The organism is Pseudonocardia sp. N23, from assembly GCF_002583555.1.
In the GTDB taxonomy this organism is placed as follows: domain Bacteria; phylum Actinomycetota; class Actinomycetes; order Mycobacteriales; family Pseudonocardiaceae; genus Pseudonocardia.
The window spans coordinates 148,857-161,872 of sequence record NZ_BEGX01000128.1; the positions used below are offsets into that span (position 1 = coordinate 148,857).

The following is a 13,016-nucleotide window of genomic DNA, read 5'->3' on the forward strand; positions in this document are numbered from 1 at the left end:
GCATGTCCCGGGTCTGCTCCGCGCCTGTCCTCCGATCGACGGACACCGGAGTCGTCCCCCGCACCAGGCGCCCGGCCGACGGTGCCGGGGCGCGATCGCGACGACCATCGGGTCATCGGGGAACAGCCCCCACCAGCACGGATCGGAGACCGGATCATGAACGCCACCGTCACACCGCCCGTCACCGCCACCGCCCAGCCCGAACCCCCCGAGGCCCCGCAGCCCGCTCGCCGGCACCCCGCCGTCCGGTTGGCCGCCCTGCTCGTCGGCGCCGGCATCGCGATCGTCTGCGCCACCACGGTGCACGTCGCCCTCGCGGTGGGCCTGCTGACGCTGGCCGGGGCCCTGTGGATGCTGGACAGCCGGATGCACGACCACCGGACGGGCAAGCGCCCGCTGGACGAGGCCGGGTTCGTCCCGGCGCCGTCGTTCACCGGCACCGCCCCCACCGACCGCTGAGCCCATGGACCGCTGGCCCATGGACCGCTGAGCCGGTCGACCGCCGAGCCCGTCGACCGCTGATCAGGCGCGGGTCTTGACGTCCCCGACGTAGAGCCGGCCGCGGAGGACCACGTGCGGGTCGCCGCGGACCACCGTCGGGCCGACCTTGTCCTTGACCGACCCGACGTGGGTACGGACCTCGTCGACGTCGACGGTCCCGCCCGGGGGCAGCCGCAGGTCGACGTCACCGACCCACATGTCCACCTCGACGGTGACGACCGAGGTCATGAAGCGGGCGGTGCGGAAGTCGAGCTTCACGTCGCCGAAATGGGAACGCACGACGATCCGCGCGGGGACGAGCCAGTCGCCGCTGCGCTTGAGGTCGCCGTGGTTGCTGCTCCATTCCAGGATCTCCCGCGAGCGCACCGCCTCGGCGCCGGGGAGGTCGAGCAGCAGCCGGTTGACGTCGGCCCGCGTGACCGCGACGGCGGCGGCCGAGCTGCGCGCCTCGTACTCGTCGGGGCTCAGCCGGCCGGCCTCGAAGTGCGCCGCCAGCAGGCCCGCGACGTGTTCGCGTTCGGCGTGGGAGACCCGCAGGTCCCGCGGCGCGATCTCCTCCCCCACACCTCCACACTACCCAGCCGGGCTCAGCAGAACGTGATGACGTTGCGGTCCAGCGGCATCTGCGCCCGGCGCTGGCCGGTGTCGCTCGACGCCGCGTACGGCAGCACGGGGTCCGGTTGCAGGGCCAGCACGTCGTCCCAGATGCGTGCGGTGACCTGGCCGTCGACCCGGAAACAGTCGAAGGCGAACGGGGTGCTGTCGGTCGGGAAGAACGTCGGCTCCGTCATGACCTGGAAGTGCAGGTGCGGCGCCGTGGAGTTGCCGGAGCTGCCGATGTGCCCGAGGACGTCACCGCGCTCGACAACCTGACCGGTCTTCACCGCGACGGTGTTCGTCTTGAAGTGCGCGTAGAGCAGGTAGACGCCGGGCGCGATCATGACGGTGACGTGGTTGCCGACAGTCTCCTTGATCGGCGGCAGCGGCGGCGGCTCGGGCAGCGACGTCGTCTCGGCGAAGCCGTCGGTCGCGTCGACGACGACGCCGTCCGCCGCCGCGAGCGCGGGCTTGTCGTAGGCGTAGAAGCTGGTCAGCTTGCTGGGGTCGCCGGTCCAGGCGCGGTGCTGGTCGTCGAGCAGGTACCAGTCGATCGCGTAGCGCTGCGGGACGAGGAGCCTGCCGTTGAGGGGGGCGAGGCCGCGACGGTGGTGGGTGTCGTCGAGGCAGCAGCCGTCGCTGGCGTACCAGGGGCCGCCTGCCATGACCGGGCCGAGGACCGGCGCTGTCGCGGTGCTGACGTCGACACGGCCGACAGTGGACTCCAGCGGCCGGTCACCGGCCGGGGTCGTCATGGTGGCGGCGACGCGGTGGATGAGCGCGGCGGGCGGGGCGCCGTCGACGGTGACGTCGAGCCACACGACGGCCGTGGCCGAGCCGGGGATCGGGCTGCCGACGGCGGTGGGTTCGGCGGTGCCCTCGTCGCCGGTGTCGCCGCCGAGCAGGTTGCTCGCCGCGACGAGCGTCGGGCCGCTGAGCGACAGCAGGACGTCCTGGCTGCCCGCGTCGAGGACGTCGACCTTGTCGAGCCTCAGCGGCGCCGGGCTGGCGTTGGTGAGCAACAGCTCGTAGGCGAGGTGGGTCCTGCCGTCGGTCCCGGTGACGGGCGCCGGGGTGGTGAGCGTCGACGCGGAGACCGGGGTGAACGCCGTCGACGGGTCGATCCCGCCCGCCGGGACCGAGGGCGGGGCCGACGGCGGCGCGGAGGGCGGGGCAGTGGGCGCGCCGGAGCACGCGGCGAGGACGACGGGAGCGACGAGGACCGCAGCGAGCGAACGGGCCAGACGGCGACGAGCGGGCATCCATGCCTCCAGAGCGGGCCCCCCCGACCCGGCCAGAGCGTATGTGCGGTTCGCCGCGACGGGAAGATCTCGGGACGGGATCCCCACGCGAACAACTCGGGTGGTCGAGGATCGACCGCGAACCGGTCGCGGAGCGTGTGTGCCGCAGCCCACGAGGCGCTGCGATGGCGGACGGCGCACGATCGTCGGGTGACGTCCTGCTGTACCGGGCGCTGCCGCGGCTGGAGCCGAAGACACGGATGCGCTGTCCGGCGTTGATCGCGTCGGTGGGGCGGGCGGTCGCGCGGGAGCGGGCTGGTCGCGGCGCCCGGGACCGCCGTCTAGCTCCGCACCCGCCCGTCCTCGACGACGGCCACCCGGTCCGCGACGCGTTCGACCAGCGGCAGGTCGTGGCTGATCAGCAGCACCGTCGTGTCGTGGTCGTGGCGCAGCGCGTCGATCGCGGTCAGCAGATGGTCGCGGTGCGCCGCGTCGAGGGCCGAGGTGACCTCGTCGCACACCAGGACGCTCGGGTGCACGACCAGCGCGCGGGCGACCGCGGCGCGCTGCAGCTGGCCACCCGAGAGCGTGCGCGGCAGCCGCGCGGCGACCTCCGCGGCGAGGCCGAGGCGGGCGAGCAGGGAGCCGGCCTCGGCGCGCGCTGCCTCGGCGTTCACGCCGCGCAGCAGCACCGCGGGCCGGGCGACCTGGTCGATGACGGGCCGATGGGCGAGGAACGTGGCGCGCGGGTCCTGGTGGACGTACTGGACGGCCCGGCGCTGGGCGCGGGTGCGGCGGCCGATCCTTGCGGGGAGCAGCTCGCCGTCGACGCGGACGGTGCCACGGGCGCCGGCGAGCCCGGCGACGCAGCGGCCGAGCGTCGTCTTGCCGGCGCCGGAGAGCCCGACGACGGCGAGCATCTCCCCGGCGCCCGCGTCGAGGTCGACGCCGTGCAGGATCGGGCGTCCCGTGCGGTCGGCGATGGCGAGGCCGCGGACCTCCAGCCGCACCTCGCCGGCGGGCCGCCCTGCCGGAACCTGGTGCGGCACAGGAGGCCCGAGAAGCTCGGCGACGGTCCCGCGGGCGACGACCCGGCCGTGTTCCAGGCGGATGGCGCGCCCGCCCAGTGCCCGTGCGACGTCGACGTCGTGGGTGAGCAGGACCAGAGCGGTCCCGTCGGCGCGCACCGCGTGGAGGCGCTCGACGAGCTCCGCGGACGTCGCCGGGTCGAGTCCGGTGGTGGGTTCGTCGAGGACGAGGACTGCGGGCCCGGTGACGAGGGTCTGTGCCAGCGCCGCGCGCTGGGCCTGCCCTCCGGAGAGCTGGTGCGGGAAGCGGCGCAACAGGTCCGGGTCGAACCGGGCGGACGCGCACGCCTCGACGACGGCGGCGGTGCGGGCGGCGCGGTCGCGGTGGCGCAGCGCGGCGAGCTCGCGCAGCACCGGGCCGACGCGACGGACGGGGTCGAGCACCGCGCCCGGGTGCTGTGGGAGGAGCGCGACCGCACCCGGGCGACCGACCTCGCCCGACAGGTCCACGCCGGGGGCCGACTCGCCCAGCAGCGCGAGGCCCAGGGTGCTCTTGCCCGCGCCCGAGTCGCCGAGGACCGCCAGCACCTCGCCGCGTCCGAGGACGAGGTCGACGTCGTCGAGAATGCGGTTGCCGCCCGCGTCGGCACACAGGCCGGTGACCTCCAGCAGCATCACGACCGGCGCTCCAACAGGTCGTCGACCAGCAGGTTCGTGCCCGCGCACAGGGCGACGAGCAGCGCGGCCGGCAGCAGCACCACCGACGGGCGCAGGAACAGCGCCGTCATGTTCTGGTCGACGACCACGGCCCAGTCGACGACCAGCGGGTCGAGCCCGACGCCGAGGAAGTTCGCCGACGACAGCAGCCCGACGACGCCGGTCACCCGGGTCGTGGCGTCGACGATCGTCGGGGGCAGCACCCGGCGGCCGGTCTCGACGATCCGCACCCGCCACCACGGCTCGCCCGTCATCGTCATGGTCTCCAGCGCCGCGAGACACGCGGGTGCGGCTGCGGCGCCGCGGACCAGCCGCACGACGTAGGGCAGCTGCACGAACGCCACCGCGAGCACCAGCCAGACGACGCTGCGCCGCCCGGTGGCCGCCAGGACCATCAGGACCAGCAGCGACGGCAGCGCGAGGAGCACGTCGAGCAGGCCGATCGTGACCGTCTCCACGATCCGCCCGCGCGCGGCCACGACCAGCCCGATCGGCGTCGCGACCAGGTACGCGAGCAGCAGCGAGGCCACGGTGAGGGTGACGACGGTCGTGCCGCCCTGCAGCAGCAGCCCGAGCAGGTCGCGGCCGAGGACGTCGGTGCCCAGCAGGTGCCCGGGACCGGGGTCCTGCAGGGGGACGTCACCCGCGGCGGTGGACGGGGCGAACAGCGGGCCGGCGACCGCCGCGAGCAGCGGTACCGCGAGGAGCACGATCCCGAGCACCCGCAGCACGCGCCGGGTGACCCGGCCGCGGCGGCGGGCCCGCCGGCGGACGACGGGCGGCGTCTCGATCCCCAGCACCGTCACAGCGACACCGATACAGCGAGGGACGCCGTTGCAGCCGGGGACGCCGTTGCAGCCACGGTGAGACCCCGCGCGGTCACAGGCGCACCGCCTGCGGGACGAGCCGCGCCGAGACGAGGTCGGCGGCCAGGTTGACCACGACCGTCGTCAGCGCGAACAGCAGCGCGTAGCCCTGGACGACGGGCAGGTCGCGGTTCTGCACCGCCTGCACGAACCCGGACCCGACGCCGGGCAGCGCGAACAGTGCCTCGACGACGATCACCCCGCCGAGCAGGCCGTCGACGGTCCGGGCGAACTGCTGCACCGACGGCACCACACCGCCGGGCAGGACGTGGCGCAGCAGGACGGTCCGTTCGTCGAGCCCGAGGCGGCGCAGGTGCACGACGTGCTCGGCGGCGTCGGCCTCCACGACCCCGATCCGCACCTGCCGGGCGAGGCGGCCGAGCTGGTTGGACACCAGGATTGCGACGGGCAGCACCAGCATCGCGGCGGTGAGCCCGGCGAGTCCGACGGTGCCGGCCGCGGTCGCCGGCAGCCAGCCGAGGTGCAGCGCGAACAGCGCGACGAGCAGCAGGCCGAGCGCGAAGTCGGGGACGGCCTGGGCGACGGTCGTCGTCGCGGTGATGATCCGGTCGGCGGGCGAGCCGGGGTGGCGGCCGCCGTAGCTGCCCAGGGCGACGGCGAGCGGGACCAGCACGACGACCGCGAGGACGGCCGGCACGACGGTCACCCCGAGCCGTGCCGCCAGGTCGTCCACGACGGGCTGCCCCGTCGCGAGCGAGGTGCCGAAGTCGCCGTGCAGCAGCCCGCCCGCCCAGTCGAGGAAGCGTTCCCCGACAGGGCGGTCGAGGCCGAGCTGGATGCGCAGTGTGTCGATCTGCTCGACGGTGGCCAGGGGTCCGAGAACGACGTCGGCGGTGTCGCCGGGCAGGAACGTCGTCAGCACGAAGACGCCCACCGCCACGGCGACGAGCTGCAGCACCGCGAAGCCGGTCCGGACCCCGGCCCGTGTGATCACCCCAGCGACGCCTTGCTGAAGTTCGCCCAGTCGTAGGTGTTCGGCCGGTAGCCCTGCAGGCCCTGCACGTTCGCGCTGACGCCGACGTTCCAGTCGCTGATGCCCCAGATCGGGGCGGCGACGGAATCGTGGACGCGGGTCAGGATGGCGCCGATCGCGGTGGTGCGGGTGGCCTCGTCGGGGCTCGCGAGGGCCTGGTCGTAGAGGCGGTCGATCTCGGGGTCGTTGTTCTTGCTGAAGCTGTTGGCGAGCATCGTCGACAGCTGGGTCGTGGCGATCCAGTTCTGGATCGGCAGCGTTCCGGTGCGGCCGAAGTGCATGGTCGCGTTCTTGCGGACGTCGGCGAAGTAGGTCTCCGGCGGCACGGTCTTGACCTGCACGGTCAGCCCGATCTCCGCGAGCTGGGCGACGATCAGCTGGGTCGCCGAGGCCCACGACGGGTCGGTGACGCCGGTGGACAGCTCGACGGTGGTGACCCCGGACTCCCGGACGAGCGACGTCGCCTTCTCGACGTCGCGGGTGCGCTGCGGCACCGAGTCCGGGTAGTACTGCAGGCCCTTGCCGAACATGTCGTTGCCCGGCCGGCCGCGGCCCAGCAGCGCGACACGGGCCAGCGCCTCACGGTCGATGCCGAGGACGAGCGCCTGACGCAGCCGCGGGTCGTTGAACGGCGGCCGGTCGTGCTTGACGTAGAGGAACTGGAACGCCGCGAGCGGCGCGGTGAGGACCTTCGCGCGGGAGTCGGACTCCAGCTGCTGGGCGCTGGTCGCGCGGATGTCGTGGGCGTACTCGATCTGCCCGGACAGCAGGGCGCCCACGCGGGCGCTCTCGTCGGCGATCGGGAGGAACTCGAGCTCGTCGAGCAGGGGGGCGCCGTCCCAGTAGGCGTCGTTGCGCGCGTAGAGCGCGGGGCCGCCGGGGGTGAACGAGACGAACTTGAACGGCCCGGACCCGATGGGCGCGGTGAAGGTTGTCGTGCCCTCGGGCACGATCTCGCTGCCCAGGGCGCCGAGCGCGACGGGGAACAGGAAGTTGGGCGCGCCGAGCACGATCTCCAGCTCGGTGTCGCTCACGGCGCGGCTCGCGGCGAAGTCGACGGTCTTGAACAGCGCCGCGGCGCTCGCGGTCGTGGCCGGGTCGGCGACGCGGCGGTAGGTGTAGAGCACGTCGGCCGAGCGCACCGGACGGCCGTCGTGGAAGGTGGCCTTCTTGAGCTTGATGTTCCACCGGGTGCCGGTCGCGTCGGACTCCCACGACTCCGCGAGCCGCGGCGTGCACGACATGTCCTGCTCCCAGCGGCCCAGCGTGTCGAAACAGGCCTTGGCACGGGACTGGTCGACGAACTGCGGCAGCTTGGCCGGGTCGAGCGACTCCGTCGACCCACCCGCGACGAACGCGGCCCGCAGCCGGCCGCCGCGCTGTCCGGCCCCACCTCCTGCGTCGCTGCCGCTCGAGCAGGCGGCGAGAGCGGCGACGGCACCCGCACCGGCGACGCCGGCGAGGAAGGAGCGTCGGGACAAGGACATCGGTGGAACCTCCGGACATCAGGGGCGAGAACTGACGAATCGTAGGATCACCCACATGAACACCCGATCAAGTGTTGTCCGGGTCACTCCGGAGATTCGAGGAGGCGCACGGATGCTCACCCGTGAGCGGGCCCTGTACTGGCTCGACCGCTGGGACCGCCAGCAGGAGCACTACATGCCCGACCGCGAGGAGCGGTTCGCGGTGATCGCCGACGTCGTCGAGGAGATCGTCGAACGGCCCGACCCGCTGGTCGTCGACCTCGGCATCGGCCCCGGGTCGCTCGCCGTCCGGCTGCTCGAGCGCATCCCGGGTGCGCGCGTCGTCGGTGTCGACGCCGATCCCCTGCTCCGTGGCCTCGCCGACCTCGCCCACGGCTCCGACCGGCTGCGCACCGTCGCGGGTGACCTGCGCGAGGACGGCTGGTTCGAGACGCTGGGCCTCGACCGGGCGCCGGACGCGTTCGTCAGCACCACGGCGCTGCACTGGATGAACCGGGAACCGTTGCGCGCCCTGATCTCCCGCTGCGGTGCCGAGGTCGCTCCCGGCGGGGTGTTCGTCGACGGCGACCACCTCTACGAAGGGGAGGCGGGACCGCGGCTCGACGCGCTCGCCAAGGTCCTCACCGCACGGCAGGCGGCCCGGACCGGCGCCGACCGGCCCGAGGACTGGCAGGCGTGGTGGCGCGCCGTCGACGAGGCCCCCGAGCTCGCCGAGCTCGTGGAGGCCCGCGCCGGCGGGTTCGACCACGTCGTCGACGACAAGCCGACCGTCCACGACTACCTGGCATTCCTGCGCGACGCCGGGTTCGCCGAGACCGGCACCGTGTGGCAGCAGGGCGACGACAGGGTCATCGTCGGCATCCGCTGACCCCGCCGTCACGCGGGACGGCTCGTGCCCGGGCGGCGACCAGTCGTGCGCGACCGGGCGCCGCTCGTGCGCGGCCGCTTCCGAGGACGTCCGCCCGGTCGAAGACTGCCGGGGCGGACACCCGAGGAGGCCGGCATGGCGATCGACTTCACCCTGACCAGCGACCAGAAGCAGCTCCAGCACAGCGCGCGTGACTTCGCCGAGGGCGTGCTCTCGCCGATCGTGCGGGAGGCCGACCGCGAGCCCGACCCGCTGAAGGCCTTCCAGCACACGAAGCCCGCCTACGTCGAGGCGTACAAGGCGGGCATCGCGTTCTGCATGATCCCCAAGGAGTACGGCGGCGGCGGACTGTCCAACGTCGACCTGATCATCGCCGCGGAGGAGATCTGCGCGGTCGACCCCGGCTTCGCCTGCACCGTTCTCGTCAACGGCCTCGGGCTGCTGCCGATCTGGTACTGGGGCACCGAGAAGCAGAAGTCCGAGGTCCTCGGCGCGGCGACGTCGGACCCGACCGGGGAGTACATCGTCGGCTACGGCGCGAGCGAGCCGCCCGGTTCCCCCGGCGGGACCGCCAACTTCGACACCCCGCTCCCGGCCCCCGCCGGCATGGGCGTCACCGCCCGGCTCGACGGCGATGCCTACGTCATCAACGGCCGCAAGTACTGGCCGTGCAACGTCGGTGGCTGGGACGGCCAGGGCGCGAACACCAGCCTCTACGTCGTGCGCACCGCCCCCGAGAAGGGCGGCACCGAGGGTCTGTCGGCGATCATGGTCGACCGCGGGACGCCTGGCGTCTCGTTCTCGACGATCGACACCCTCGGCCACCGGCTGACCCCGAACTCCGAGATCATCTTCGACAACGCCCGCGTCCCGGTCGAGAACATCGTCGAGGGCACCAAGGGCAACGGCGACCTGCTGATCAACCGCAACTTCGCCTGGTCCGGCCCGGTCGCCGGGATCGCGGCCGTCGGCGTCGCGCGCGCAGCCTACGAGGCGGCGCTGTCGTGGGCGAAGACCTTCACCGCGGGCGGCCCGCACCCGATCATCCACCACCAGTACGTCGGCTACGTGCTCGGCGACGTCGCGGCGAAGATCGAGGCCTGCCGGTACTTCTGCTGGAAGGCGGCGCACTACATCGACCAGCACGACTACCACGGCGAGCTGATCGGCGCGATGAACAAGACGTTCTGCACCGAGCTGCTCTTCGACGCCGTCTACAAGTGTCTGCAGGTCGTCGGGGTCAACAGCGCCGACCGCAAGCACGAGTTCGAGAAGCACCTGCGTGAGGCGGCGATCCTGCCGATCTACGACGGCGGCAACTTCGGCATGCAGCGCCGCCGCGTGCACGGGATCATGGCGCACCCGTCGTTCGACCCGCGTGCGCTCATGGACAACGAGTTCGTGCCGTTCGGCAAGGACATGGAGACGGTCGACACGATCGCGGCCCCGGTCGCCTGACCGGCGCTCAGAACCCGAAGGTCTCCCGGAGCACGAGTGCGTTGCGCCGGGAGACCGGGATCCTCTCGTTGCGGGTCAGCTGCGTGCTGACGGTCAATGCACCGCGTCCGTTGTCGTTGACCTCGCGGATCCGGGCGACGTTCACGAGGTAGCTGCGATGGATCCGGGCGAACCCGAAGGGCGCGAGCTGGGCGGCGACGCGGTCGATCCCGCGGGTGACCGCCCGGACCCGGCCGACGTCGGTGGCCAGCCAGACGGTGTGCCCGTCGGCCTCGGCGAACCGGATCTCGGCGGGTGCGAGCAGCAGCATCCTGCCGTCACGGGTCGCCGCGACCCGGTCGGGTGTGGGCACCCTGGCGACATCGTTCCCGGTGGCGACGCGCGGCGCGGTGTCGTCGCCGGGCCCGGCACCGAGCAGCAGGCCGACGACCCGGCCCCCGACCCTCACCGGCACGAGGCCGAGCACCTCGGAGGCGCCGCCGAGCGCCGAGCCGAGATCGGCCGACCCCGTCCACCCGGGCTGCGCCTCGGCCGCGGCGACGGCCCTGGTCACGACGGCGCGCAGACCGTCGCCGACGGGCCGCCACCGCTCGGACGGGTCGGTGTGCACCCCGACCGGGACGTCCGGGAACCGGCGGTGCGCCACCTCGCCCGCCGCGACGACCCCGCCCGCCGTGTCGACGGCGAGCAACGGGCCGTCCGCACCGGGGCGAGCGGCGAAGGCGTCCGCCACCTCGGCGCCGTCACGCACGGCACGACGACGCAGGATCGCCCGGATGGCCGCGAGCTCCGCCACCGCCGCGGCGGGCAGCACCGGCACCGCGCCGCACCACGCCGACACGTTCAGCGACGCGACGGGAGCGCCGCTGACCTGGTCGCGGACCGCCACCCCCGCACAGCTCCAGCTGTGCAGTGCCTCGCACCAGTGCTCGGGTCCCTGCACCGAGACGGGCGTCTGCTCCACCAGGGCGGTGCCCATCCCGTTGGTGCCCGACGCGGACTCGTCCCAGCCGAACGAGGGCGTGAGCCGGGCACGCTCACCGCGCAGCCGGGCAGCACTGCTACCCCAGGACGCGACGATGCGCCCGGCGCCGTCGGTGACGGTCGCGAGCCAGCGGTCGTCGAACTCGGCGACCTCCGCTGCGACCCCGCCGAGGCGGGCGAAGACGCCGCCGTCGCCGGGCGTGTCACCGTCGGCGGGGCCGGTGGGCCGGTGGTGGCGCGGGTCGACGTTGTGCACGTCGCGGCAGCGGTACCAGGACGCGAGGATCGCCGGGGCGACTCCACGGACGTCGTCCTCGCCCGCGGCGAACCGCTCCCAGGCCGCCCGCGTCGTCCAGCGGTCGACCGGGTGGTCGAGCGCGGTGCGAGCCATGGCGACCTCCCCGCAGCGGTACCACGGGACCGGTGCCCGCCCGACCGTGCACGTGTTTGAGACTATGACGGTCCTCTAAATCGGGATAGGGCCACAGTGACGAACCCGCCGACGAACCCGCCGACGAACCCGCAGCCGAACCCGAACCCGGGGCGGCACCGGACGCACGAGGCGCTGGCCGTGCCCAGCCGCGTACGGGTCCTCGACCTGCTGCGCGTCGCCGACCGCCCGCTCGACGTCCGGGAGCTCGCCGACGTCGCCGGCCTGCACCTGAGCACCGTCCGCTTCCACCTCGGGGTCCTCTGCGACGCCGGCTTCGCCCGCAAGGAGACGGCGCCCGCGGCGGGACGGGGCAGGCCGCGGGCCGTCTACGTCGCGGCGCACGTCGCCGCCGTGCCCGGCCCCTACGAGGCGCTCGCCTCGGTGCTCGCCGGCAGCTGGGCGGCCACCGGCGAGGAGGGCCGCCTGCGGGCCGAGGACGCCGGCCGGGCGATGGCCGCGGCGCACGCCCTCGCTCCCGGCGACCGGCCGGTGACGGCCGCCGAGGCCCTCGACCGCGTCGGGGCCCTGTTCACCGAGCTCGGCTTCGAGCCCGAGATCGACCCCGACGGGCACCACATCCGGCTGCACGACTGCCCCTACCGGGCGGTGGCCGTCGAGCATCCCGACGTGGTGTGCGGGCTGCACCTCGGGCTCCTGCGCGGCCTGCTCGACGACTGCGGCGCGCCGCTGCGGGCCACCGGGCTGCACCCGTTCGTCGAACCGGGGCTGTGCGTGGCCGACCTCGAGGACCGCTGACCCACCGGGACCGGGGAGCTACCCACGGCGAGCACCTCGCGACGGTTCGGCGCGAGCGGGGCGACGAGGTCACCGCGGCCGACGCCCATCCCGTCGAGCGCCCGCGCGTAGCGGTGGATCGAGGCGAGGAGGTCGGGGGGCGGAGGTGTCGGCACCATCGCGGCACCGCCCTGTCACCGGCCTGCTGCAGCGTGTCGACGAGGTCCTGTCAGGCCATCCGGGCGCGCCCGCCGTGGGGCCGGGTCCTGGCCCTGGTGTCGGCGGCCGTGCGGTGCACCGTCGCACCCAGCAGCCCGAGGCTGACGACGGCGACCGCGGCGGTCCAGAACAGGTTCGGCGAGCTGTCCCACGCGGTGTGCAGCCCGACGGCGACGACGAAGGCGCCCCCGAACATCCCGACCTTGCGCGCCGCCCAGCCCGACTCGGCGGCGGCGAACAGCGCGGCGGCGGTGACACCCGTCCATGCCATGTGGGCGGCGGGGCTCATGATCCCGCGCAGCATGAGGACGTCGACGGTGTCGGTGATGCTGCCCTTGGACTGCACCAGCGTGGTGAACGCGTAGCCCATCGTCTCCAGGGCTGCGAACCCGGCGCCTGCGGCCACGCCGAGGAGCAGCCCGTCGGCACGGGTGCGGAAGCGGGCGACGAACAGCAGCACGGCCAGCGGGACGAGCAGCTTGCTGGCCTCCTCGATGAGCCCGACGCCGACCATGGGCAGGACCCCGAGATCGGTTTGGACGTCGAACTCCAGCGTGCCGGCGACGACGGTGCCGATGATGCCGCCGAACAGCGCGGACAGGCCGATGGCGGCACCGCCGACGTCGTAGGGCAGCCGGCGGCCGTAGACGAATGCGATGAACGCCGCGGGAACGATCGCCGCGCCCAGCAGGATCGCGGACGGGACGAAGTTGGGGTTCTGCGTGGCGACGAGGGTCCGTTCGACCACGAGGAACAGGACCGCGCCCACGACGAGCACGGCGATCCAGCCATGGCGTCGGGCGGCGGAGCCGGGGACGGGTGCGGACATCGGTGGTCCTCCTCGCTGCAGTGGTGCTGTGAGAACGCTCGCACCGTCGACTCCACCCC

General features: G+C 73.8%; 12 protein-coding genes. 4 read left to right on the top strand and 8 right to left on the bottom strand.

All coding sequences use genetic code 11. The features are described 5' to 3' along the window. Positions 1–156: 156 nt before the first annotated feature. The gene (locus TOK_RS28795) at positions 157–459 is read left to right on the top strand and encodes a hypothetical protein (protein WP_098961131.1); all 303 of its coding nucleotides are present in this window, start codon (positions 157–159) and stop codon (positions 457–459) included. Positions 460–522: 63 nt separating this feature from the next. Here TOK_RS28795 and TOK_RS28800 read toward each other — a convergent pair whose 3' ends face one another. From TOK_RS28800 to TOK_RS28825, 6 genes are all read right to left on the bottom strand, one after another. Next, entirely contained in the window at positions 523–1,065 is a 543-nt protein-coding gene (locus tag TOK_RS28800; protein WP_098961132.1) for a DUF1707 domain-containing protein, read from the bottom strand. A gap of 23 nt (positions 1,066–1,088) precedes the next feature. Beyond that, on the bottom strand, positions 1,089–2,360 hold the full coding sequence (locus TOK_RS28805; protein ID WP_098961133.1) for a M23 family metallopeptidase: 1,272 nt from the start codon (positions 2,358–2,360) through the stop codon (positions 1,089–1,091). Between the two features lie 320 nt (positions 2,361–2,680). Continuing rightward, the gene (locus TOK_RS28810; protein ID WP_253258724.1) at positions 2,681–4,042 is read right to left on the bottom strand and encodes an ABC transporter ATP-binding protein; all 1,362 of its coding nucleotides are present in this window, start codon (positions 4,040–4,042) and stop codon (positions 2,681–2,683) included. After that, the gene (locus tag TOK_RS28815; RefSeq protein ID WP_253258705.1) at positions 4,042–4,890 is read right to left on the bottom strand and encodes an ABC transporter permease subunit; all 849 of its coding nucleotides are present in this window, start codon (positions 4,888–4,890) and stop codon (positions 4,042–4,044) included. Before TOK_RS28815 ends, TOK_RS28810 begins: the two co-directional genes overlap by 1 nt. A gap of 73 nt (positions 4,891–4,963) precedes the next feature. Next, positions 4,964–5,905 (bottom strand): ABC transporter permease, encoded by a 942-nt coding sequence (locus TOK_RS28820; RefSeq protein WP_098961136.1) that lies wholly within the window; start codon positions 5,903–5,905, stop codon positions 4,964–4,966. Beyond that, complete coding sequence (locus TOK_RS28825) at positions 5,902–7,431, bottom strand: ABC transporter substrate-binding protein (RefSeq protein WP_098961137.1); 1,530 nt, start codon at positions 7,429–7,431, stop codon at positions 5,902–5,904. Before TOK_RS28825 ends, TOK_RS28820 begins: the two co-directional genes overlap by 4 nt. A 112-nt stretch (positions 7,432–7,543) precedes the next feature. Between TOK_RS28825 and TOK_RS28830 the strand changes: the two genes are divergently transcribed. Together TOK_RS28830 and TOK_RS28835 are read left to right on the top strand one after the other, a co-directional pair. Further along, positions 7,544–8,299, top strand: a complete 756-nt coding sequence (locus TOK_RS28830; protein WP_098961138.1) for a trans-aconitate 2-methyltransferase — start codon at positions 7,544–7,546, stop codon at positions 8,297–8,299. 135 nt (positions 8,300–8,434) lie between these two features. Then, the gene (locus tag TOK_RS28835) at positions 8,435–9,757 is read left to right on the top strand and encodes an acyl-CoA dehydrogenase family protein (protein WP_098961139.1); all 1,323 of its coding nucleotides are present in this window, start codon (positions 8,435–8,437) and stop codon (positions 9,755–9,757) included. A gap of 7 nt (positions 9,758–9,764) precedes the next feature. On the opposite strand, the gene TOK_RS28840 is transcribed toward TOK_RS28835, so the two are convergent. Beyond that, positions 9,765–11,132, bottom strand: coding sequence for a DNA-binding protein (locus TOK_RS28840; protein ID WP_098961140.1), 1,368 nt, complete (start codon positions 11,130–11,132; stop codon positions 9,765–9,767). A 96-nt stretch (positions 11,133–11,228) separates the two neighbouring features. On the opposite strand from TOK_RS28840, the gene TOK_RS28845 reads away from it, so the two are divergent. Beyond that, positions 11,229–11,930, top strand: a complete 702-nt coding sequence (locus tag TOK_RS28845) for a metalloregulator ArsR/SmtB family transcription factor (protein ID WP_253258706.1) — start codon at positions 11,229–11,231, stop codon at positions 11,928–11,930. Positions 11,931–12,138: 208 nt separating this feature from the next. Here TOK_RS28845 and TOK_RS28850 read toward each other — a convergent pair whose 3' ends face one another. Beyond that, on the bottom strand, positions 12,139–12,957 hold the full coding sequence (locus TOK_RS28850; protein ID WP_098961141.1) for a PrsW family intramembrane metalloprotease: 819 nt from the start codon (positions 12,955–12,957) through the stop codon (positions 12,139–12,141). Positions 12,958–13,016: the final 59 nt, after the last annotated feature.

What these genes read in the sequence shown, in the direction of transcription:
- TOK_RS28795 (WP_098961131.1), top strand. Translation starts at nt 157, where the DNA reads ATGAACGCCACCGTCACACCGCCCGTCACCGCCACCGCCCAGCCCGAA.
- TOK_RS28805 (WP_098961133.1), bottom strand. Translation starts at nt 2,360, where the DNA reads ATGCCCGCTCGTCGCCGTCTGGCCCGTTCGCTCGCTGCGGTCCTCGTC.
- TOK_RS28810 (WP_253258724.1), bottom strand. Translation starts at nt 4,042, where the DNA reads ATGCTGCTGGAGGTCACCGGCCTGTGTGCCGACGCGGGCGGCAACCGC.
- TOK_RS28825 (WP_098961137.1), bottom strand. Translation starts at nt 7,431, where the DNA reads ATGTCCTTGTCCCGACGCTCCTTCCTCGCCGGCGTCGCCGGTGCGGGT.
- TOK_RS28830 (WP_098961138.1), top strand. Translation starts at nt 7,544, where the DNA reads ATGCTCACCCGTGAGCGGGCCCTGTACTGGCTCGACCGCTGGGACCGC.
- TOK_RS28835 (WP_098961139.1), top strand. Translation starts at nt 8,435, where the DNA reads ATGGCGATCGACTTCACCCTGACCAGCGACCAGAAGCAGCTCCAGCAC.
- TOK_RS28840 (WP_098961140.1), bottom strand. Translation starts at nt 11,132, where the DNA reads ATGGCTCGCACCGCGCTCGACCACCCGGTCGACCGCTGGACGACGCGG.
- TOK_RS28850 (WP_098961141.1), bottom strand. Translation starts at nt 12,957, where the DNA reads ATGTCCGCACCCGTCCCCGGCTCCGCCGCCCGACGCCATGGCTGGATC.